Annotated in this window: 16 protein-coding genes; 11 read left to right on the forward strand and 5 right to left on the reverse strand. The window is 53.7% G+C overall.

What is annotated here, in order from left to right; translation table 11 throughout:
• Positions 1-47 precede the first annotated feature (47 nt).
• Positions 48-3,989 carry a CHAT domain-containing protein gene (locus SPI6313_RS22335; RefSeq protein WP_084668979.1) on the reverse strand — a complete coding sequence of 1,314 codons (3,942 nt, stop codon included), beginning with the start codon at positions 3,987-3,989 and terminating at the stop codon, positions 48-50.
• 214 nt (positions 3,990-4,203) lie between these two features.
• Here SPI6313_RS22335 and SPI6313_RS10445 point away from each other — a divergent pair, with 214 nt between their 5' ends.
• From SPI6313_RS10445 to SPI6313_RS10470, 6 genes are all read left to right on the forward strand, one after another.
• The gene (locus SPI6313_RS10445; protein ID WP_072620945.1) at positions 4,204-5,781 is read left to right on the forward strand and encodes an ArnT family glycosyltransferase; all 1,578 of its coding nucleotides are present in this window, start codon (positions 4,204-4,206) and stop codon (positions 5,779-5,781) included.
• A gap of 44 nt (positions 5,782-5,825) precedes the next feature.
• Positions 5,826-6,779, forward strand: a complete 954-nt coding sequence (hpsE, locus tag SPI6313_RS10450; RefSeq protein WP_072620946.1) for a hormogonium polysaccharide biosynthesis glycosyltransferase HpsE — start codon at positions 5,826-5,828, stop codon at positions 6,777-6,779.
• Entirely contained in the window at positions 6,764-7,735 is a 972-nt protein-coding gene (locus SPI6313_RS10455; protein ID WP_072620947.1) for a glycosyltransferase family 2 protein, read from the forward strand. The genes hpsE and SPI6313_RS10455 overlap by 16 nt, the downstream gene beginning before the upstream one ends.
• Positions 7,732-8,970 carry a glycosyltransferase family 4 protein gene (locus tag SPI6313_RS10460; RefSeq protein ID WP_072620948.1) on the forward strand — a complete coding sequence of 413 codons (1,239 nt, stop codon included), beginning with the start codon at positions 7,732-7,734 and terminating at the stop codon, positions 8,968-8,970. Before SPI6313_RS10455 ends, SPI6313_RS10460 begins: the two co-directional genes overlap by 4 nt.
• A gap of 74 nt (positions 8,971-9,044) precedes the next feature.
• The gene (locus tag SPI6313_RS10465) at positions 9,045-9,344 is read left to right on the forward strand and encodes a hypothetical protein (protein ID WP_072620949.1); all 300 of its coding nucleotides are present in this window, start codon (positions 9,045-9,047) and stop codon (positions 9,342-9,344) included.
• 190 nt (positions 9,345-9,534) lie between these two features.
• Positions 9,535-9,936 (forward strand): hypothetical protein, encoded by a 402-nt coding sequence (locus SPI6313_RS10470; RefSeq protein ID WP_072620950.1) that lies wholly within the window; start codon positions 9,535-9,537, stop codon positions 9,934-9,936.
• A gap of 169 nt (positions 9,937-10,105) precedes the next feature.
• Here SPI6313_RS10470 and SPI6313_RS10475 read toward each other — a convergent pair whose 3' ends face one another.
• Together SPI6313_RS10475 and SPI6313_RS10480 are read right to left on the reverse strand one after the other, a co-directional pair.
• Positions 10,106-10,546, reverse strand: a complete 441-nt coding sequence (locus tag SPI6313_RS10475) for an ATP-binding protein (RefSeq protein WP_072620951.1) — start codon at positions 10,544-10,546, stop codon at positions 10,106-10,108.
• 478 nt (positions 10,547-11,024) lie between these two features.
• Positions 11,025-11,510 carry an allophycocyanin subunit alpha-B gene (locus tag SPI6313_RS10480; protein ID WP_072620952.1) on the reverse strand — a complete coding sequence of 162 codons (486 nt, stop codon included), beginning with the start codon at positions 11,508-11,510 and terminating at the stop codon, positions 11,025-11,027.
• Between the two features lie 413 nt (positions 11,511-11,923).
• Between SPI6313_RS10480 and rlmD the strand changes: the two genes are divergently transcribed.
• From rlmD to SPI6313_RS24005, 5 genes are all read left to right on the forward strand, one after another.
• Positions 11,924-13,336, forward strand: coding sequence for a 23S rRNA (uracil(1939)-C(5))-methyltransferase RlmD (gene rlmD, locus SPI6313_RS10485; RefSeq protein ID WP_072620953.1), 1,413 nt, complete (start codon positions 11,924-11,926; stop codon positions 13,334-13,336).
• A 21-nt stretch (positions 13,337-13,357) separates the two neighbouring features.
• Positions 13,358-13,834 carry a hypothetical protein gene (locus SPI6313_RS10490; protein WP_072620954.1) on the forward strand — a complete coding sequence of 159 codons (477 nt, stop codon included), beginning with the start codon at positions 13,358-13,360 and terminating at the stop codon, positions 13,832-13,834.
• Positions 13,835-13,903: 69 nt separating this feature from the next.
• Positions 13,904-14,443 carry a tetratricopeptide repeat protein gene (locus SPI6313_RS10495; protein WP_072620955.1) on the forward strand — a complete coding sequence of 180 codons (540 nt, stop codon included), beginning with the start codon at positions 13,904-13,906 and terminating at the stop codon, positions 14,441-14,443.
• Positions 14,433-18,845 (forward strand): CmcI family methyltransferase, encoded by a 4,413-nt coding sequence (locus SPI6313_RS24000; protein WP_139276611.1) that lies wholly within the window; start codon positions 14,433-14,435, stop codon positions 18,843-18,845. Before SPI6313_RS10495 ends, SPI6313_RS24000 begins: the two co-directional genes overlap by 11 nt.
• 3 nt (positions 18,846-18,848) lie before the next feature.
• The gene (locus SPI6313_RS24005) at positions 18,849-22,106 is read left to right on the forward strand and encodes an O-linked N-acetylglucosamine transferase family protein (RefSeq protein ID WP_217650565.1); all 3,258 of its coding nucleotides are present in this window, start codon (positions 18,849-18,851) and stop codon (positions 22,104-22,106) included.
• On the opposite strand, the gene SPI6313_RS10510 is transcribed toward SPI6313_RS24005, so the two are convergent.
• Positions 22,092-22,364: a YggT family protein gene (locus SPI6313_RS10510; protein WP_072620957.1), complete on the reverse strand. Its 273-nt coding sequence runs from the start codon at positions 22,362-22,364 to the stop codon at positions 22,092-22,094. The genes SPI6313_RS24005 and SPI6313_RS10510 overlap by 15 nt on opposite strands.
• Entirely contained in the window at positions 22,361-22,495 is a 135-nt protein-coding gene (locus SPI6313_RS24755) for a hypothetical protein (RefSeq protein ID WP_281248386.1), read from the reverse strand. The genes SPI6313_RS10510 and SPI6313_RS24755 overlap by 4 nt, the downstream gene beginning before the upstream one ends.
• Between the last annotated feature and the right edge of the window lie 31 nt (positions 22,496-22,526).

Consider the following 22,526-nt stretch of genomic DNA (forward strand, 5'->3'; position numbering starts at 1 on the left):
TTCCTCTTCGGGACTTCATGGGGGGTGGGGTCAATTCATCGGCTGCTCTACCAGGGGCTTCCTACCATCGTGAAGCTACTCCAATAGTAGGGATGGCGTAAATCACGATTGGCCATCAAAGCCAGGGGGAGGGGAAAGGCGTGGTGGCGCGATCGCAACGTGGTGCCATCCACCACTACCCGACCCGATAGCAAATCTATCTGGGCCTGTTGTAGGGCTTGGGCCCGAATCGGAGCAGTGCGCAGGGCCTCATAAAATGCCGTGGTCAGCCCTAATGTACCCACATCACTGACGTACCATAAACTCCCCATGGCCGTCTTCACCCCCGCCGCCACAGCTAAGCCCGTAAACCCCAATTCTGCGTCGCGATCGCCCAATGCCGTACGACAGGCACTCAACACCAATAGTTCCACCATGGGCTTGTTGAACCCCAGGCTCCGCAATTGATCTAAAGCAAGGCGTTGATCATTCCAGAGCGATAGGTAGGAGTTGCTGAACTGTCCCGGTCGGAATTCGCCGTGGGTGGCAATGTGGATGATGCTGTAGGGGGTGCGATCGCGCTGCTGGAGGATATTCGCCTTGGTGAAGGAAGGATTGAGGAGAATTTTTCCCGACCAAAGTTGTTGAGCGATCGCCTCTAATTCAGTGGACACAGCCGGGAGGGGGGCTTGATCACTAAAGGTATCCATCCCCATGGCCAAAACCGAGCGATCGGTTAAATCGGTATAAGTAAAATTACTTAAAGACACACTCGGCATCAGGCTCACACTATACTGCTCGATTAAAAATTCTGCGCCGTCAGACAGAGCCGCTAAGGGAACCCCCCGCAAACCCTCATCCACCACAAACGCCAAATGGTCTACTTGGCGAACTCGCAACGCGGCCGCGATCGGTTGAATAAACCACTGATAAAGCTGTTGGGCTGGAATTTGGTACGCATGGGAACGTTGATTTTGAACCGTGCGCTGCATCTGGGCTACTGTCGGCTCAACTATGGCGCGGGTCACCTGGGGCAGGGGTACCCGAATCGGGGCTTCATTTCCTGTAATCAACAGCAATTCCAAGGTGTCGTGATCGGTGGCGGTGCGATCGGTAATGGTGCGATCGGTGGCGTTGCGATCGGTAATGGTGCGATCGGTGGCGTTGCGATCGGTGGCGTTGCGATCGGTAATGGTGCGATCGGTGGCGTTGCGATCGCCACTCATCGCAGTTTCTCCTTCAGAGCGCAGTGACGAGGGGATAGAGGGAGACTGAGGGGAGATCTGGGGAATGAAGCGGATATAAAGCACCGAGGGCTTCACCCCCGTTGCCAACTCTACGGAGCGGAGCAACTCCTGAACCTCTTGCAGCGTGAGTGTATTTTGACTCTCGAAGCCCAGATGGGATAAGACGAGATCCGTGAATTGAGTTTCTAGGGCGGTGACTGGGTTAGACGGTAACGATGGCCGGGCGGTGAGGGGGGTGGGTGGTTCAGCGCAAATAGGGGGACAGTTCAGACCGCCTGTGGCTGTCACGGTTGAAGAGGGTGAGGGTTCCGGAGCGGTTGAAGAGGGTGGGGGTTCGGGATCGGCGGTGATGAGGGGTGGGGTGAGCAGGGTGAGGGTGACGGCGGCGGTGGCGAAGCTCACCCCATCATTGGCGGTGAGATCGAAGAGGGTAACGGTGCCGGGAGCACTGCTGACGGCGGCGGTGTAGACGATCACATCCCCAGGATTGAGGGTGAGGGGAGTGGTGCGATCGCTGACTTCGATCCCGTTGAGGGTGAGGGTTCCGGTGAGGATGAAATTACTGAGGGTGAGGGTTGCGATCGTGTCGCGATTCACATCGTCCACCTGAGCGAGTAAGTCCCCATAGGTCAAGGTAATCGACTCCCCGGCCGTGATGGTGCGATGGAGAGGGGTGACCGTGGGCGGAGTATTGATCGACGTAAGCAGGGTGTCCGCACCAGGGTTCACTGTGCCACCGATGTCTAACACAGGAAAGGTGCCGGGGGCGATCGCACTCGATGTTTGCAGCGTATCGATGCCATTCACACTACTATCGCCCACCGTAAACGCGACATTATTCGCCCCCCCATCGTGGCTAATATTGATCGCCCCTGCGATCCAAGTGCCCAGCCCAATCCCTGCCGCTGAGGTGTCGATACTATTGCCTTGGACAGTTCCTTGGGCATTAATTGTGGTATTACCCCCCTGCGCCAAAGTCGCCAACATGAGCAAGGAAAAAGCCGACGTATCAATGGTTTGGAATTGAATATTTCCGCCCACTTGGGTCGTGCTCAATTGCACATCACCGCCGTTGAGAGTGCCGAGAAGAGCACTCACAGAGGTGTCTAATTGGTTAACAGTGAGCGTTCCCCCCGCCGATATGTTGATATCCCCCGCACTATTGCCCAGATTTGCCGTCGTCGTGATTGAGCCGAGATTAACCGTTCCCCCGGCTGCGATCGTCACCGCTTGACCATTGGTGCGAATCTGATCATTGGTGTCCTCCATCGTGATATTGCGACCGGCAGTGAAGGTAATTCCTCCAGTGGCGGCCCGGAGGTCGAAGAGATCCCCGGTCGAATTTTCAAAAATAATATCTTGGGTGGCCTGTAATGTAATCGCCCCGGTAATACCTTCGAGTTCCGACTCAAAAATCACCGTTGGGCCAGGGTCGGCAAACAGCAGCGATCCCAAAAAACCAGAGCTTCCCGTCCCCGCTCGAATGGTGATGTTGGTCGGATCAAGGAGTACCGATCCCATTGTTCCGAAGGGAGCCGCAGTATCCACCTGGCCCTGAAAGGCTAAGGTTTCCCCGCCGGAGACTTCCACAAAGCCGCCATTGCCCCCGTCGGCTCCTCCCCGTGCAGAAATGTCCCCCGCAAATGTTGTGGCTTGATCTGCCCAGAGGATGACTCGGCCGCCGTCCCCCTGAGTGATCGCATCGGCGCGAATCTCGCTGGTTTCGTCCATCACGGTCAACTGCGCCCGTGGCATCGCGCCGCCGCCTTGTTGTTCGCCGCCGATCAAGACTGTGCCGCCGCCGTTGGTGCCGCTGGCGTTGATCGTTGCACCACTGAGGGCGATCGCATCTCCCCCAATCACCACCGTTCCCCCCTGTTCCCCCGCCACATCGATCGTGCCATTGTGAACCGCCAAACCAGGCGCGATCGGGATTTCCTTCGCGGTGCTTTGGAGTGTCAGCGTCCCGGTGTTGGCCATGGTGACATCCCCCCCGGTTAAGAGACTGGGCAAAGCGAGGGGCGCGATCGTTGTCGCGGTGAGAGCCTCGGCGGGAATCTCCAGGCTGAGGAGTTGCCCCGGTTGCGAGAGGCGGATCATATTCTCCCCCGGAACCGCCGTCACGATCACCTCCCCCGTTGCCGCTGTCAGGTTGCCCGTATTGATCACCGTCCCCCCAATCAACCCCAACCGCTGCCCTGGGTTAACATTCAGATCGCCACTATTCACCACCGCCCCCGGTTCCGCCTGGGTAAACCGAAACTGAAACGGTGTTCCTGTTAACGCCCCATAATCCATCGCCCCCACCGCATCAAACCAGCCACCATCACTCAAACCAATCCCGTCCGCCGTCGTCGCGAAAAAATCCCCGCCCACATTCAGCCGCGCCTGCGACCCGAACACAATCCCCGCCGGATTGATTAAATAAAGGTTGGCATTACTCCCCATCACCTCAAGCACACCATTGATCACAGAGGGATCACCCCCGACGACTCGGCCGAGGATATTGAGCACCTGGGGATTGCTGAGAAAAGTAGCAGTTTGTTGGGCGTTGAGGCCGAAGCGGTCGAAACTATGAAAAAGATTGAGGTGGTCGGCGCTGAGGCTGCCCCCCGTGATCGAAATGCGATCGCCGTTTGATGTGACAATCGTACCGGTGCCATCGGTGGCAGGAGTAATCGTTTGGGCGATCGCTGTTCCTCCCCACCCCATCTCCACCAACCCACCCATGAGCAACGCTGTTCGCCAAGCCCTTCCCATCATTGCAATGCGCCAAATTAACGTTAATGTGTTCTCTTTGCCGGAATTAACCCCGGTACTGTTTGCACAACGCTGCAATGAAACCGCAGGAGAAGACAGATCATTGGTATCGTCTCAATCTTCCCCAATACTGGACAACAGAAGAAACACCGATCTATCGTGAAGGGTCAAAAATTTGCTCTGCTCGTTGCGATCGCTCCTCATCCATCCCTCAACCATGGCTCATGCTCCCGCCCCCTCTCCCCATAGCCCCGAACCACAGCGCGATCACCGCTGGTTTTGGGGTTTAGCGATCGCGGCGTTGGGGCTGTGGTTGATCGGCTTGGGAGGGATGCCGCTGCGAGACTGGGACGAAGGAACCTATGGCCTCTTGGCGCGGGAAATGGTGCGATCGCGCGATTGGCTGCATCTGTCCATCTTTGGGGAGCCGTTTTGGTTGAAACCACCCCTAGCGATTTGGTTGATGGCGTTGGGCTATCAGATCATGAGTTGGGGCGGGGAATTGGGATCGCCCTGGTTGGAATTTTCCCTGCGGGCTCCCTTAGCGATCGCCTCTGCCCTGGGTGTACCGCTCCTCTACTGCCTCGGTCGGGAATTATTCCGAGACCAACGCCACGCCATCTATCCCGCCGTAATTTATCTCACCCTTTTGCCCGTGGTGCGCCATGGCCGCCTCGCGATGCTCGATGGGATCGTCAATACGGCGATGATTCTGCTGTTTCTCTGTCTGTTCAAGGCGAAAAAACGACCCGTTTGGGCCATGGGAATGGGTCTGTGTTTGGGAGCGATCGCCCTCACGAAAGGCATTCTCGTCCTGGCGATTTGGGGTATCGCAGGGCTATATATTCTTCTGTCCCAGCGTTGGGAACTGTTTCGCAATTCCTACGCTTGGCTGGGTTTGTTCCTCGGTCTCGCCCTCACCACAGCCTGGTACATCGCGCAATATCACACCTACGGCGCAAACTTTTTAACGGTGCATTTCGGGGCCCAGGGCTTCGATCGTCTGGGGGATGCCGTGGAAGGCAACGACGGGCCCCTGTGGTATTACCTGCTAGAAATTGTTAAATACGGGTGGCCCTGGTTGGTGTTTTTTCCCATCGGGGTCAAACAAGCGGGGCAACAGTGGAAAACCTGGGGACTCTTGGCCCTCTTGGGATTTAGCCTATTCTTAGCCGTCGTCAGTGGGATGGGGACAAAATTGCCCTGGTATCTTTTCCCCTGTTATCCCTTTTTGGCGGTGATTTTGGGGGGCTATTTTGCAACGGTGCAGCGGCCCAAGCGCGGCTATGGCTATTTTTTCGCGTTTTTAACCATGGTGGCGATCGCCGGCGGCATTTATCTCGCCGTTGCCGATCCACAACTGCCGCTGCTGATCACGGCGGTTTGTGCAACGCTGACCTTTGGGAGCGGGGCGCGGGTATTGTTGAAACAATTGGGGGGCGATCGCCTCTTTTGCACCCTCGCCATCGGACTCTATTGCAGCCTGGCCAGCCTCTTCTGTTCCCAATCTTGGGTGTGGGAAGTGAATGAACAATTCCCCGTGCAAGCCATCGGTGCAATCATCCAAGCCGAAACCCCCCCTGATGCCGTCATTTATATGAGCCATCCCGACGGCCGCCCCAGTTTGGACTTTTACAGCGATCGCCCCCTGATCCCCGCCGATCTCCCCACCCTCCAAGCCCACCACGCCACCCATTTCCTCCTCGTCGATACAGCGACGCGGGATGCGATCGGCCCCGCCACCGAACTCGCCACCGCCAACGGCTTCCACCTCCTCGCCCCTTGGTCGCCGTGATCGAACGGGGCTAAGATTGAATTGTCCTCATTGTGCTGTGGCTCATGGCTGTTGATCTGACCGTTGCGATTCCGACTTACAACGGTGCGACCCGTTTACCGATCGTCCTAGAGAAACTGAAGCAACAGACGGGCACAGGGCTGATGTCCTGGGAAGTGTTGGTGGTGGACAATAACAGCACCGATGGGCTGGATCTCGTGGTGCATAGGATGCAGGGCGACTGGTTGCCCGATGTGCCCTTGCGCTATTGCAACGAGCCGCAACAGGGGGCGGCCTTTGCACGGTTGCGGGCGGTGCAGGAGGCGCGGGGTCTGCTGATTGGGTTTTTGGATGATGATACGATTCCGGCGGTGAACTGGGTGCAGGCGGCTTGTTTATTTGCGAAGAAATATCCGAGGGCAGGGGCGATCGGGAGTCAGATTCACGGGGATTATGAGGTGGAGCCGCCGCCAAATTTTGAACGAATTGCGAGTTTTTTGGCGATTACGGAGCGGGGGACGGAGCCGCAACGGTATGAGCCGCAATTGAAGATGTTGCCACCGTCGGCGGGGTTGGTGGTGCGGCGGGCGGTGTGGCGGGAGCATGTGCCGACGCGGCCGGTGTTGAGTGGGCGATCGCCCACCTCAATGCTCAACAGCGAAGACCTCGAAGCGATTATGCATATTCAAAACGCGGGTTGGGAAATCTGGTACAACCCGGCCATGGAACTGTTTCACCAAATTCCGGCGCGACGACTGAGCCGCGAGGGGTTGCTGTTTATTGTCCGGAGTACCGGGTTGGCGCGGCATCATATCCGGATGTTGCGCCTCAAACCCTGGCAGCGTCCGTTGCTGTTTCCCTTGGGGTGGTTGAATGATCTGCGCAAGGCGGGGAAATTCTTTTGGCAACATCGCGATCGCTTCGCCACGGATACGGTGCTGGCCTGTCAGATGGAATTTTTGCGATCGAGTGTGATCAGTCCGTTTTATCTCTGGTGGCAACGATGGAAGAACCGATAAGCGTGGCGATTATTCTCCCGGTGCGCAATCGTTGGGCCCAAACCTGCGCCATTTTGCAGCAATTGGAGGATCAAGGTGCGATCGCATCCCATCCGGTGATCGTCGTCGATGATGGATCGACGGACGGTACAGCGGAGCAGATTCGCGCCCAATTGCCGAGAGTGACGTTATTGCAAGGGGATGGCAATTTGTGGTGGACGGGGGCGATCGCTCTTGGCATGGACTACGCTTTGGGGCGTTATCCCCAGGCGGCGATCCTCTGGCTCAATGACGATATGACCCTGGCGGCGGACTTCATGACCCAATTGCAAACCGTAGCCCAGATGGCGGAACACCAAGGGGCGATCGTGGGGGGCGTGGTGAGCGATCGCAACCATCCCGACTGGTACGCCTTTAGCGGCTTAGTGCAGGGGACACCGATCCGCCACCCCACCCAATGCCGCGATCGCCTCAATCCCGCCGACACCCTTAACGGCAACATCGTGATCATCCCCAACCGCGTCGCCCAAACCCTCGGCCTCCCGGATAGCCGCCGTTTTCCCCACTACGGCGGCGACTATGAATACACCGAACGCGCCAAACATCAGGGGATTCCGCTCCGGATTGCGCCACAATTGCAAGCCACCGTAGACTATCAACCCGCCGATGTGGTGCGCTATTTACCCGTGTGGATGCAATGGTCGCTCGCGTCGGGATGGCGGCAAAAATGGCAAATTATCCAGGGGGTGCGATCGCTCAAATTTCACCATAATATGTGGCATATTGTGAATCGGATGCATCTGTACGATCCCCAAATTCCCCGCTGGCGTTACGAATGGTTTTACCTCAAAAAAATCGGGCAATGTCTCACCCATAGTCTCCTCCCCAAGGCGAAGATCCGCGCCAAAATTACCCACCATTGCCAAACCCTCGCCATTCCCCCCGATCTGATTGACGTTATCCTCAAACCCCTATGAAAGTTCTCCACCTCAGCTATTCAGACCTCGACGGTGGCGCGTGTCGGGGAACCTACCAACTCCACAAAGCCCTCCAGCGCATCGGCGTAGATTCCCAAATGTTGGTGCTCAAAAAAGACAGCACCGACCCCAGCGTCATCGGCCCCACAGAAAAAGCCACGGAACTGATCGCCAACAGCCTCCGAGGCGTGATCGATCGCTACCCCCTGCGCCGCTATCCTCAGAAAAAAACCTACGTCTTTTCCCCCGCCATTTTCCCGCCCCAAGAATTGGCGAAAATCCGCGCCGTTAACCCCGATGTGATTAATCTCCATTGGATTAACAAAGGCTTTCTCACCCCGGAAAGTCTGCCCAAGCTGGGGAAGCCATTGGTGTGGACACTGCAAGATATGTGGTCCATGACCGGGGGCTGTCACTATTCCGAAGGGTGCGATCGCTTCACCGCCCAATGTGGAGCCTGTCCCCTCTTGGGTTCAACCCAAGAGCATGATCTATCCCGCAAACTGTGGCAGCGCAAGGCCAAAGCCTGGGCCAATCTGGATTTACATATCGTCGGGGTGAGCCAATGGGTGGCCGATTGTGTCAAACGCAGCAGTTTGTTGCAACGCTATCCCGTGGCTGTGATCGGCGAAGCGATGGACACCACCATTTTTAAACCCCGCCCCAAAGCCCAAGCGCGGGAACTGCTGAACCTAGACTGCGATCGCCATTACATCCTCTTCAGCGCCCTCAACCCCACCCGCGACAAGCGCAAAGGCTTCGCCTACCTCCAGCCCGCCCTCCAACAGTTGCGCGACCTCCCCAACACGGAACTGCTGATCCTCGGTACCGATCAACTCGATCCCAGCCTCGACATCGGCCTCCCGGCCCGCTACCTCGGCAAACGCTTCGATGATCTCTCCCTCGCCCTCGCTTACAATGCGGCGGATGTGGCGGTCGCCCCTTCCCTCGAAGATGCCTGTCCGAAGGGGGCGTTAGAACCCTTGGCCTGTGGTGTGCCGGTGGTGAGTTTTGATTCCACGGGTTTAAAGGATATTGTCGAGCATCAGGTCAATGGCTACCGGGCGGCCTGTTTTGAGTCGGAGGATTTAGCGCGGGGCATTCAGTGGGTGTTAGATCAAGAGGGGGAGACCTTGGCGATCAACGCCCGCCGTACGGTGGAAACCCGATTTTGGCCCGATGCAGAAGCCCGCCAATACCTCGCCATCTACGAAAAAATCACCGGCCAGGGGTGAGTTAGGAATGCGCCCCCAAAATCGTGTACAACAAAGGGCAGTCCTACGCGATCTTGGAGAATGAATCCACGACTATGGCGGCTAAATTGCGTGTTCTCATCGATACTGTGTTTAAACGTTCCGTGCAACAGCCGGGTGTGCTGTCTGCCGATGCCAAAGTATCGGTGCAGCAGGGTCAAGAATTGAATGTGGCGCGTTATTGCCTAGCGGAACAGTTCCATCTTCAACTCACCTTTGATCATGCCCCCTTTGCGACCCATCCCGATACGGTGCAATGGTTCGTGTTTAGTGGCCATGTGGAATTGATTGAGGTGGAGCAAACGCGATCGCTCGCCCCCCCTGAGTTCCCAGACTCCGATGGTGGTAACGCTTGACGCATCCCAACGCCGCGATCAATCTGCAAAGGGGCACAGGGTAGAGCGATCGCACCCGACGCATTCTCAGACGATCAGGGCAAGCGGAGCCGTCGCGCTCCGTTTCAGATTTCAATCTGTCACGGCGGGGTCAGATCTGGGGAAGCAGCGGTTTAGAATTGATGGAAGTTCAACACGAGTATTTTAATTAATGGAACAGGCCGAAATTACTGCATTAGGTCAGTCCCTTCGCAAAATCGATCAGACCTTGTTAAACCGTGAAGGGGGGGCGGGGATTGAGCGAGTTTGGTATCAGGGTGGCGAACCCTATTTTGATGTGTTTGTGGAACGTCGTGGCACAGAAATTGAGTGGTTTCAAGTCACGCTGCGGGGGCGATCGCTCTCTTGGTATCGAAAAGGCGATCGTTGGCAAACCGGAACCACCAACGAACTGCGCACCGATGATGTTTCCTTTTATCCCGCCAGCAAAACCATCGAGAGCGATCAACACCCCGACACTCGATTCTTTCAACTCATTCAAGCCATCCTCACGACCCGGTCTGGCGATCCGATCTTTGATCGCATTCTGTCGCTCTTTCACACCTATGTTTAGGCTAGTACAACCTTTCACACCTATGTTTAGGCTAGTACAACGTCAAGGCTAAGAATTAGGCTGTTGGTAGGGTGCTGTTAGCGAAGCGTAGCGCACCGTCACATTGAGCGTTGGTCATGCAAGACGATCCGAATTAAGTCTTGACCCTGCCCTAGGGCGTTGGGGACTATTACCAGGGGGAGTGATCCCGTTTAACCCGCTTCGAGAGCCGCAATTGAGTGCCTTCCCGGTTCCAATGAACTTGGTCAAAAATGTGGTACAGAATACACATTCCACGACCATTTTCAGAAAAATCATCCGGCAGTAAATCTTCGGGATGGGTTGGGCAAGATTGGATCGGACGAAAACCCTCTCCCTGATCCGTAATCACCCATGAATACAGATCATCACAGATCGAAAACTGCACCGAAACCTGCTTGCTAGGGTCGAGTTTGTTCCCATGCTTGGCAGCATTCACCAAGGCTTCTTGTAAGCCGAGGCGTAATTCTGGCTGAGCATTCACCGGGACTTTTACTAAAAGTAAGTCAAGAATGGGGCAGAGATAGAGCGTTGAAGCGAAGCTCATTGTTTGCCAATCTTGCTTGCGAGTGGGCAAGGAAATCGCAATCACACGAAGTTACCTCCAGCTTAGAATTACAAAATGATGGTCAATGGTGCCTAGGGGGTTAGCGGTGTGAGATTATTTGTTCGTCTCAGGGCTAGGCATGATAGAAATACAAAAAAATCTGATATTTCATCCACTCATCACTGGTTTGATTTTGAAATTTTCAGGATGCAACTGGGAGGCTAAGGAAAACATTTGGGTTGGGTTAGAAAGAGCACATCAAGTTTGAGAGTGTTGAATTGCGTTGCTATTCCTCTCGATCGCATCAGCGTATGTCACATCAGAACCTCAAATTATTTAATCTATCGGTGGAATCGCGCTTTCTAATACGCACCAGTATAGCAAAGGTTTTGGTGGAACTGCTGGATTTCACCCCTTGACAAAATTTTTAGTATGTGATCTATTTAGGCGCTCAATAGACGATTGATCAAAAAGGCAAGCCCGGTTGAGCTTGCCTTTTTGATCGGAACGGAAGGGCGAATAATCAGTTCATGGCTTGGATGATGTAGTCAAAGTAGGGTTCAGTGGCTTGAGCATCTTCGGTACTCAACACCCCTAAAGAGGCATCTTTGAGGCAGCGAATAGCTTCAACCATGCCAGCAACGGGGACTTCGAGGGCGTTGTACATTTCTTTGACACCGATGAGTCCGATGCTTTCGATGGGGCCTTTGTCACCGGAGAGGACTCCATAGGTGATGAGGCGGAGATACCAACCGTAGTCCCGGAGACAGAGGGCACGCTGACGCTGGCCGAAGGCGTTGCCGCCGGGGGCGATAAAGTCAGGCCGTCTTTTCCAGAGTTCTTTGCTGGCTTTTTCGACGATCTTTTTCTCATTTTCGGCAAGGCCTTCGGCGATGCGAATGCGTTGCATTCCGGTTTCTAAAAAGGAGCTGATGCTTTTAAGCTCGCCACTGCTGGGGTAGCGGAGTTGATCATCAGCGTTGAGAATAACTTGGCTAACTACGCTCATATTAAATGTGATAGGGTCAAATACCACTGTTGACGTATTTTCCTGTCCGAACAACAAGGAAATTCGGGTTTGAGTGGTGCGGGCAAGATAATCTTATTTAACATCACTTCGCCCCTGGGACAATGCCTGAATGGTCAACTGTGCAGTGGCGATCGCGATGTGCCCCCGAAACCGCCTAGGGAGTCGAGGAACGTCTAAGATTATACTCAATTTCAGCCTTATCCCTCTATGGACTCACGGTAGACTGGTGGATTGAACCGTTTGCGGGGGTCAGACTGCCGGGGGTCTTTGAGGTAGACTATCCGGGATTGCTGGGGAGAATCGAGGGGGAAAGGCTACCGAGGGAGGGGGCTGTTTGTTAGGAATCTTTACAAAAGAAACGGAATTCATTTACACAAAAATAGATTTTCACCATGTCTGATTCGGCTAACCTGTGGCAACAGGGAACTTTAATTGATGTTGATGTTGTGGATCTTAGCGATCGCGGCGATGGGGTGGCGAAATGGGACGATCGCGCCATTTTTATCCCCGATACTGTGCCGGGCGATCGTGTTCAGGTGCGCCTTGTCCAGGTGAAGCGTCACTATGCCCATGGAAAGCTCCAGGGGATTGTGACGGCATCGCCGGATCGGATTCGGCCGCGCTGTATTGTGGCGGATAAGTGCGGTGGTTGTCAGTGGCAACATATTGATGATGCTGCCCAACGGACGGCGAAGGTGAATTTAGTTGAGCAGGCCTTGCAGCGGATTGGGGGGTTTGAGTCGTTGACCCTTGCGCCCCTGTTGACGGGGGAGACGCTGCATTATCGCAATAAGGCTACCTATCCCCTCCATCGCTCGACTCAGACTAATACGGTACAGGCGGGCTATTACCGCAAGGGCAGCCATCAGGTGGTGAATCTGAATCAATGTCCGGTGCAGGATGAGCGCCTTGATCCGCTGTTGGCGGAGGTGAAGCAGGATATCGCTGAGCGGGGCTGGAGTATTTATAACGAGAAGCGTCATCAGGGGCGGTTGCGGCATTTGGCGTTGCGGGTGGGGCGACGGACGGGGCAGCAGTTGTTGACGTTGGTGAGTTGCGATCGCGCCATGCCGGGCCTTGAGGAACAGGCGCAAATCTGGCTTGACCGTTATCCGGGCTTGGTGGGGGTCTGTTTAAACCACAATCCGCAGCGGGGCAATGTGATTTTTGGCGATGATACCCTCTGTATGGCGGGACAGCCCTATTTAGAAGAAACCTTTGCGGGGCTGACATTTCGGCTGCGACCGGAGACGTTTTTTCAGGTCAATACCGAAGTGGCCGAACAGCTTTTAGGGGTGATTCAAACGCAGTTGAATTTACAGGGTGATGAGGTGTTCCTTGATGCCTATTGTGGGATTGGGACGTTTACGCTGCCCTTGGCGCAGCGGGTGAAGTTGGCGATTGGGGTGGAGTCCCAAGGCAGTGCGATCGCCCAAGCGGAAATTAACGCCAAACTGAACGGGATTCATAACACGGTCTTCCATATCAAGACGATGGAAAACTGGATCAAAACCTGCGACACGGCCCCGGATGTGGCCCTGGTTGATCCGCCTCGGAAGGGGTGCGATCGCAGCGTGATCAACAGCCTCCTGCGCCTCAATCCGCAGCGGATCGTCTACGTCAGTTGTAAACCCGCCACCCTCGCCCGTGATTTAAAACTCCTCTGCGAGGGCGATCGCTACCGGATCACCCACCTCCAACCCGCCGACCTCTTCCCCCAAACCCCCCATGTTGAATGCGTCGCCATCCTCCAAGCCCAAACCGTCACTCCAGAGCCAAGTGATAGCATTGAGGAACCTGTTTAACTCACCCCAAATCCCCCAGCCGTGCGTTTGCCCGTCCTGTCTCTGTTCATCCTGTGGCTCATCTACGCCGTCTTTGGCTGGATTTTAGCCGAAGCCACCTCTCGCCTCTTAATTTGGGAATTGGCGGCGGTCTTAATTGTGTTGATGGCCTTGCTGTTCACGGCTCCGAGTAATATGGTGCGCAATGTGTTGACGGGGTTGATTCAATCGGATTCCCGCGCCTTTGTGTCTGTGATTATCTTGGCCTTTGCCGTGGTGATCTTAGGGACATGGTTCACCATCTTTATCCGGTTGTTGGTCTTGTTTGCGGCGGGGGCCTTGGCGCGGTTGGAATTGCAACGCTTGGGCTATGGCGAATGGGTGTCCTTTGGGTTAATTGTTTGTGTGAGTTTGTTGGGCTTTGGGATGGGTTTGGGATCACATTATTACCTGGTGTCGCCAGAGGCCACGGAGTCGGCCCGGGTGCTAGCGATCGCAGCCATTGAACGCTTAGGATAAAAACTTGGGTACGCTAGGCTCAACCCCCACCAGATTAATTTCGCAGCTTAATTTCCTTATTTTCCCGTCATGACCCAACAACGCGGCATTGTGCAACGAGTTCTGATCATTCTCTCTGGTGTGGCCTTCCTCGGCGGCACAGCCGTCATGGGCATTTCTCTGATGACCTCGGATCGCCCCCCCTCCAATGCTGCCGCCGACACCACAGCAACAGAAGCCGAAAACGCGGCAAAAACCCAACTCGAAGCCCAAGAATCCGGCTATGCGGCAGTGGTCGAACGCGAACCGGAAAACCAACTCGCCCTCGAAGGATTAGTCCAAACCCGCATCGAACTCGGCAAACTCCAAGAATCCCTCGCTCCCCTCGAAACTCTCCACAAACTTAACCCCGAAAACCCGCAATATTTGCAAGCGATCGCCGCCATCCACCTCCAAACCCAAAACTTCGCCGCCGCCCTCCCCCACCTCGAAACCCTCCACGAACTCAACCCCGACGACACCGAACTCAAAAGCACCCTCGACCAGGTTAAAACCTTCGTCGAAACCGGCGAACTCCCCCCCAGCGCCGCCCCCGCCCCTGAACCCAACCCAACGCCCAATGATGAGTAGCTCTCAACCTCAATACCGCATCCTTCTCGCTAGCTCAGATCCGGGTGTGGGGGGAGTCGCTCAATATAACTACGCTTTACTAAAAGGGTTGGGAGGACTCCATTGCCAAGTCACCTATTTACAATACGGTTCCTCCGTCGATACCGACTGGATTCGCGCCCAATATCCCCAGGTGCATCAAGTCAACATCAATCCCGATGATCCGGAATCCCTCCGCCAATGGCTGATCAACCCCACCACACAGCCCCATCTGATTCTCTGTAGCAATACCAACCCGTTCACCAACTTTGCTTTAAAAGCGATCGCCCTCGAACGACACATTCCCTACATCATCATCGAAGGCCTCGTTGAACCACACCTCGCCACCCAAAACGCCCCCTATCTCCACCTCCTCGCCCAGCACTACGCCCACGCCCACGCCGTCATCGCCGTTTCCCAAGACAACCTCACGCTGCTGCACCAGCATTTTCGCCTCCCCCCCGACCAAGGCCAGGTGATCCACTACGGCCGCCCCCCGGAATATTTCACCCCTATCGATCCCACCCTCCGCCACGACCTCCGCCGCGCTCAAAACATTCCCGCCGATGCCGTCGTCTGTTTTACCGCCGCTCGGATCGAATCCCGCAAAGGCTATCAATTTCAACTCGCCGCCATCCAAGCCCTCCGCCACACTGAACGTTGGGATCATCTCTATTTTGTATGGGCGGGGGGCGGTCTCTTTGAACCCGAACTAGAAACGGAATTAAAAGCCCAACTCGAAACCGCCAACGCCATCGACCACGTTAAATTTTTGGGACAAATCGACACCGTTCAAACCTGGCTCAACATTGCCGACATTTTTATCCTGCCGTCCCAACTCGAAGGCATGCCCCTCAGCATCATCGAAGCGATGGCTAAAGGCTTGCCGGTGATTGCCACTGCTGTCAGTGGCATTCCGGAACAGTTGGGCGAAACCGGCCAACTCCTCGCCGATCCCAAGCAGGATGCCAACCAAACCATTCAAGACCTGATTGATACCCTCACAACGTGGAGCCAAGACGCTGAACTGCGGCACGACATTGGGCGTGCCTGTGCAGCACGGGCAACACAACTGTTCACCGAAGACCGGATGCTCACGGAAACCCTCACGATGATTCAATCTGCCCTCCAAACGCCCCACGACTACATTTCCCCCGGTTTGGCTGAAGTCCACCCCGACGCGGCCTTTCCCCACATGATTGTCGGGAATCCGGACACCTGCAATTGGCCCTACCTGCGGCGGGACATTCCGCATTACTGGTATGTTGACCAACGCCAACCCACGATTGGCTTTTTAAGTCGTGATGAAGCTCATTTGCTCTATAATCTGGCTCGACAGTTTGCGGGTCAACGCGGTTTAGAAATTGGCTGTTGGATGGGTTGGTCTGCGTGTCATCTAGCTCTGGCGGGGCTGGAGTTGGATGTGATTGATCCGGTGTTGGGGGATACGACGGCCTATGAGAGTGTGTCGCAGTCGTTGCGAGCAGCGGGGGTTTTGGATCGTGTGAATTTGATTGCGGGATATAGTCCGCAGGCGGTTGAGGCTTTAGCGACTGAACAACAGCGGCGTTGGTCACTGCTTTTTATTGATGGGAACCATGAACATCCGGGGCCGCTAGAGGATGCGATCGCCTGCGAACCCCTCGCGGCAGTCGATGCCCTGGTGGTGTTTCATGATTTAGCGGCTCCGGCCGTAGCTCAAGGGTTGGATTATTTTCGCGATCGCGGTTGGCAAACCCTGGTCTACCAAACCATGCAAATCATGGGCATTGCCTGGCGTGGCAATGTCCAACCCGTAGACCACACCCCCGATCCCGCCGTCGCCTGGTCACTACCGCCCCACCTCCACGGGTACAACATCAGCGGCCAAATCACTCCATCATCCCCGTCCAATGCTTCCCCCGTGCGTGAGTTAATCGCTCAAGTCGCTGCCTTCGTTGCTGCAAATGCCAACACCACAACTCAAACATCCTACAAAGCCGATCAAGTTCTCACCGTCTTCCAACAACTCGAACAATGTGTTACGAACGGTATACAAGAAGAAGGATTACACATTGCTCGCTCTGTTTGTCTCTGTTTATTAGCTCGACATCGTGAAGCCCTTGCCGCTGCAAAACTTGAATTACAATATCATCCCCACAATCAAGACGCTCAATTACAAGTAGCACAATTAGAAGCAATGTTGGGTGAATCTGCTCATTTAGCACCCATTCCAACCCGCGATCGCCCCTGGTATACCGAATTACCAAAATCAACACTTCACTCAATTCAAACTGCCTCCCACAACTATGCCTATCGAGGCATTCCGATGATCAAAAATCCCTTTGATTTTGCTCTTTATCCCCTTCTTTTATGGCAAATCAAACCTAAAACCATTATCGAAATCGGTTCTAAAGATGGTGGGAGTGCTGTGTGGTTTGGAGACTTGTTGGACAACTTTAATATTGATGGTCATATCTATTCTCTAGATATCGTTAAAGTTACCCAGTACAATCATCCGCGAGTGACATTCTTAGAAGGTGATGGACGCAATCTTGATCAATCATTTTCACCTCAATTCTTCACTCAGTTACCCCGACCGTTATTGGTAATTGAAGATGCTGATCATACCTACGAAACAAGCTATGCTGTCCTCAATTTCTTTGATCAATATCTCGAACCTGATGAATATATTGTGATTGAAGACGGCATTATTTCCGATCTCATCGCCGATCCAACCTATAACACAGGCCCCCATCGTGCCTTACGACAATTCCTCACTGAAAATCATCACTACGAGATTGATCATCACTTTTGCGATTTCTTTGGCTATAACTTAACCTGGTGTACCAACGGTTTTTTACAGAAAAAAGCTCGTAAAAATTCAGCCCCATTGCAACTTCAATTTAAACCCCAGACAGCACAACCCTCTGATCTTGTACAAACTACTACCCCTAATTTTTGTATTGTGATTGATGGGATGTTTTTTCAGCGGTATAACACGGGGATTGCGCGGGTGTGGCGATCGCTCCTCAGCCATTGGGAAAAAACCGAATTTGCACAGCATTTAATCATTATTGATCGTGGTGGATCAGCCCCTCGCTTAGATGGCTTAACCTACCGCACCCTGCCCCTCCACAGTTATGAAAATCCCGACATTGAACGGCAACAACTTCAGCAAATTTGCGATCAAGAAAACGCCACCCTCTTCATTTCCACCTACTACACCATTCCAATCACCACGCCCTCCGTCTTCATGGCCTATGACATGATTCCAGAAATGTTGGGGGCTGATTTTAATGAACCAATGTGGCAAGAAAAGCACCGCGCCATTGAGCATGCCCAGGCCTATATCGGCATTTCGCAAAATACCTTAGATGATCTCGTGCGCTGTTTTCCTGACGCAGCCACGAAACCAAGAACCGTCGCCCATTGTGGCGTTGAACCAATTTTCACTCCCGCCCGTGAGGGTGAAATTGAACGCTTCAAACAAAAATATGGCATTCATAAACCCTACTTTATTCTCAGTGCGCCAGGAACCGGTTATAAAAATGCACAACTCTTTTTCCGAGCGTTTGCACAGTTGCCGACGCGCTTAGGTTTTGAATTAGTTTGTACGGGAAATATGGGGTACTTGGATGACGGTTTGCGGGCGATGGTTCCGGGGAATACGATTCACACCCTTTATTTAGAAGATGAGGAATTGCGGTTGGCATTTTCAGGGGCGATCGCCCTCGTGTATCCCTCCCGTTATGAAGGATTTGGTTTACCCGTCCTCGAAGCCTTGGCCTGTGGTTGCCCAATTATTACATCACCGATCGCCTCACTGCCGGAAGTCGCCGGGGAAGCCGCCATTTATGTCAATCCCGACGATGAAGCCACCATGATCGCCGCTCTGTGTGAGGTACAAAATCCCCGTGTGCGCCAATCTTTACGCCTTGCCGGACTCCAACAAGCCCAGCAATTTTCCTGGGAAAAAATGGCGCAAACGGTTGAGCAGGCGTTAATTATGGCCACTGTGCCGGTCACGAATTTGAGCGGTACTAATTATATTCTCACCCCGGATTGGTCACAATCGGAGGACATATTAAACGAAGTCCTCAGCGAACTCTTTAAAACCTTAGCTCAACAAAAAAATCCGATGACGCTGTTATTTTATGCAGCCGCTGCCAATGCTGAAGACGTGAATACATTACTGACGGGGATCGCGTTTAACTTGATGATGATGGAAGCGGTGGACTTAGATGAACATTTAGCGATCGCAATTCTCCCCCCCCTCCATCCGGTGCAATGGTCGGCGCTCTTGCCCAATATTCAAGGACGAATTCCCCTCGTTTGTGATGATCCTGAAGTTGTCACGCTTCCCCCCGTTCAAGTGTTGCCAGTCGTTCAACTCCCTTCGTAATTTATGTTGCCGCGCCGCGTCTTTTTCGACCTCATTCAACCTCAGAATTATGATCTCGTTGTTAATTTAGTCGTGGGACTGAATGCGCTAGGCGTTGACTGTTTTTGTGATCTTAAAGATTGGCCATTAGACCCGGATACCGATCGATCACTGTTGCGATATGACCCCAACATTACACCCGATGATTGTGAAGTGGTGGTGGTGGATTCAGCACTGCTGAAAACCCAAACCATTGGTGTTAACCAGTATCCTATTTTTCCGAACTATCTTTTTTATAGCGATCGCCCCTATTTCACGGTGTATCTCCATGATTTAGATGGGCCGAAAGAGCATTGGGGGTTTGAACAACAATTTGACTTAGTATTGAGCACTCATCTCAATCGTCATCACGCTCGACCCGACAAGATTAAACCCTGGAGTTTTGGCCTCTCCAGTCGGATTTTACGAATGCTTGAAACGGTGCAACCGTGGCGCGATCGCACCCCTCAAATGCTCAATCATTACCGCAGCAATCACGACACAATTCAATGGCGAAATGTCCAGGTTGCCACACCCTACGGCTCCCTCTATAGCGACACGGCGTATCTCAATCCGGACTATTCCCTCCGCACCATTGCCGCCCACCGGATCACACCGCTGCTCTCTCAACTCTGGCCGATGGAGGCAGAGCGAGACCTTGACCAATTGCACACCGGGCCCAGCGATCCCCGCGATCGCCTGGACTGGGAACACACCGCAAAACGTCATCTGCCTGCTTACTATCAACGCCTCAAAACCATCCAAGCCAGTACAGCGTTTGGCGGCTGTTTAACGGTGCTTGATCACCAGTGGGCTTTGCATGGGTGGGATAGTTGGCGGTGGTGGGAGTCCCTCGCGGCCGGGTGTTTGACGATTCATCTCGACTTGGAACAGTACGGCGCACAGTTGCCCGTGATGCCAGAAAATGGCACACATTACATCGGGTTGGATTTGGATGATTTGCCGGGGAGTGTGGCGCGAATTGAGGCATTAAAACCCCGCTGGGCCGAGATTGCCCAGGCAGGCCGGGATTGGGCGATCGCCCATTATTCTCCCCGCGCCACCGCTCAACGCTTCCTCGATCATATCGCCGCCCTCCAGCACCACCAACCACCGCTCACCCTCCCCCGTCATCGTCCTTCGGTCACCGCTTCGGCAGTTCAATGTGCAACGACGCTAACTTTTTTAATCTGTCCCAATTGGCAAAAACCAGAAAACCAATTACAAGGGCAATTATCAGAGCTTTTTAAAATTTTAGCCCAGTATCCTGAGCAGTATTTTTATCATCTTGATATTGTGTGCGATTCGCAGCAAATTGAGATGGCTCAACTGGTTTTATCCAGTGTCGTGATGGCATTGGGCTTAGAACAAGACCTTGCCATTGATGAAAAACTTAGTCTTGAAATTATTCCAGACCATCAAGAAATTCCCTGGCAAAAAGTTACTGCCTATTTTCAACTGCCCCAGACTCAACCTCTATTATCACCGATTCCCCTCACGGTAATTAGTCTTGAACAATTGCAGGCCTGGGGTAGCGAAATTCTTTGGGTCATTTTGGGGAATGACTATCATCAAAAACAACAGTGGCAGGCCGCTGCCGATCAATTTCAAACCCTCGTGAATGCTTATTCTGTGGATGCAGAAGTTTACCGAAAACTCAGCTATTGTTATCAACAATTAGGACAGCCCCATAAACGGTTACGCAGTTTGGAGTTGGGGAATACGATTCATCCTCACGACCCAAGATTTCATTTTGATGTGATTTTTGAGGCGCTCCATGAGGGCGATATTGACAGTGCGCGTCAACAAGCCCAGGCAGCTTGCGAGGCTTGTCCTCAGGACTATGTTTTTGAAATCCTCTCTCATCTCCTAGTACCGATGATTTATGGGCGGGTGGATGAGATTTTGGATGAGAAGTTTCACTATATTCAAGGGCTACAGGCTCTGATCAACGCGACTCAATTAGACACCCCTGAACACTGTCAAAAGGCTTTAGCGGGAATTAGCCAAGTTACGAATTTTTATCTGGCGTATCAGGCGTTTAATGTGCGAAATTTGCAAGGACAATATGGGGGCTTGGTGCATCGGATTGTGGCGGCTAATTTTCCCCAGTGGGTGCAGGAGTTAGCCCCCCGGCCGCACCGTGAAAAAATTCGGGTGGGCTATGTGTCGGCCTATTTCTATGCCTACAGCGGGACATTGTGGCTCAAGGGTTGGCTTCAACAGCACGATCGCACTCAATTTGAACTCTATGGCTATGATTTGGGGGCGGCTGATGATGGAATGGCGCGAACCTGTCGGGATTGTTGCGATCGCTGGTACGCCTTTAACGGGTTTTGGATCAATGCCGCCCAACAGATTTTGCAGGATGAATTGGATATTTTAGTCTTTCCCGAAGTGGGGATGGATGCGCCGACGATGACCCTGGCGGCGTTGCGGTTGGCTCCGGTGCAATGTGTGGCGTGGGGGCATCCAGTGACCACGGGGCTGCCGACGGTGGATTATTTTTTGTCGAGTGAACTGATGGAGGGGCCAAAGGCGGACGACCATTACACCGAAACCCTCGTCAAGTTGCCGAATATTGGCGTGGCTTATCCCAATCCGCCCATTCCCCCCTTGACGAAAACCCGCGCTGATTATGGGTTTGCGGAGGATGCGGTGCTGTATCTCTGTTGCCAAGCGCCGTTTAAATATTTGCCCCAGTATGATTGGGTGTTTCCGGCGATCGCTCGCCAAGTCCCCAAGGCTCGCTTTGTGTTTCTGCGGGGTGAGGTGATTCGCCAGCGGTTGATTCGTGCCTTTCATCATGCCGGGTTAGCGATCGCTGACTATTGCGAGTTTCGGCGTGTGGTGGCGCGGGGTGATTATCTCGCGGTGAATCAACTCTGTGATCTGTACCTAGATAGCTTCGATTGGTCGGGGGGCAATACCAGTTTAGAGGCCTTGGCCTGCCATCTGCCCATCGTCACCTGTCCGGGGGAATTCATGCGCGGTCGCCATACTGATAGCTTTTTGAAAATGATCGGGGTGACGGACACGATCGCGGCCAATCCTGATGACTATGTGCAGATTGCCGCCCGCTTGGGGAATGATCCTCAGTGGCGCGATCGCATCAAAACCAAAATTATTCAGCAGGGCGATCGCCTCTACGATGACCCCGATTGTGTGCAGGGTCTAGAGCAGTTCTATCGCCAAGTAACCGGGCGCGAATCACTGCCGCAACTCCGCCTAAAGCATTCGTAATAAGCCCTGCTGACCCAAAAGTAATTCCCGAATCAGGGCAATCATCCCCACCCAAATAATCGGGGCAATATCCACCCCGCCCAAGGGTTTAATCACGCGGCGGGTCGGGGCTAAAAATATCTCGGTGGGCAGGGCGATCAGGCTCCACGGCATTTTTTTTAGCTCCACTTGGGGATACCAAGTCAGCACAATCCGAAAAATAAACAAGACAATCATGAGGCCGAGCACCACACCGAGGCTGAGATTAACCCAAGTCATGAGTAGGTTCTAAATAACATCGTTAATATTCTATCGCTCTGGGCGATCGCCCCTTGGCCTTCGCGCCTGCCCCACAATGGTAAAATCCCGGCGGTGAGGGAGGCGATCGCCAGATCTTCGACCCCAGACAAAGCCCCCTCAAATCCGCAAATTTGAAGGGGT

It is taken from the genome of Spirulina major PCC 6313, assembly GCF_001890765.1.
GTDB classification, from domain to species: Bacteria; Cyanobacteriota; Cyanobacteriia; order Cyanobacteriales; family Spirulinaceae; genus Spirulina; species Spirulina major.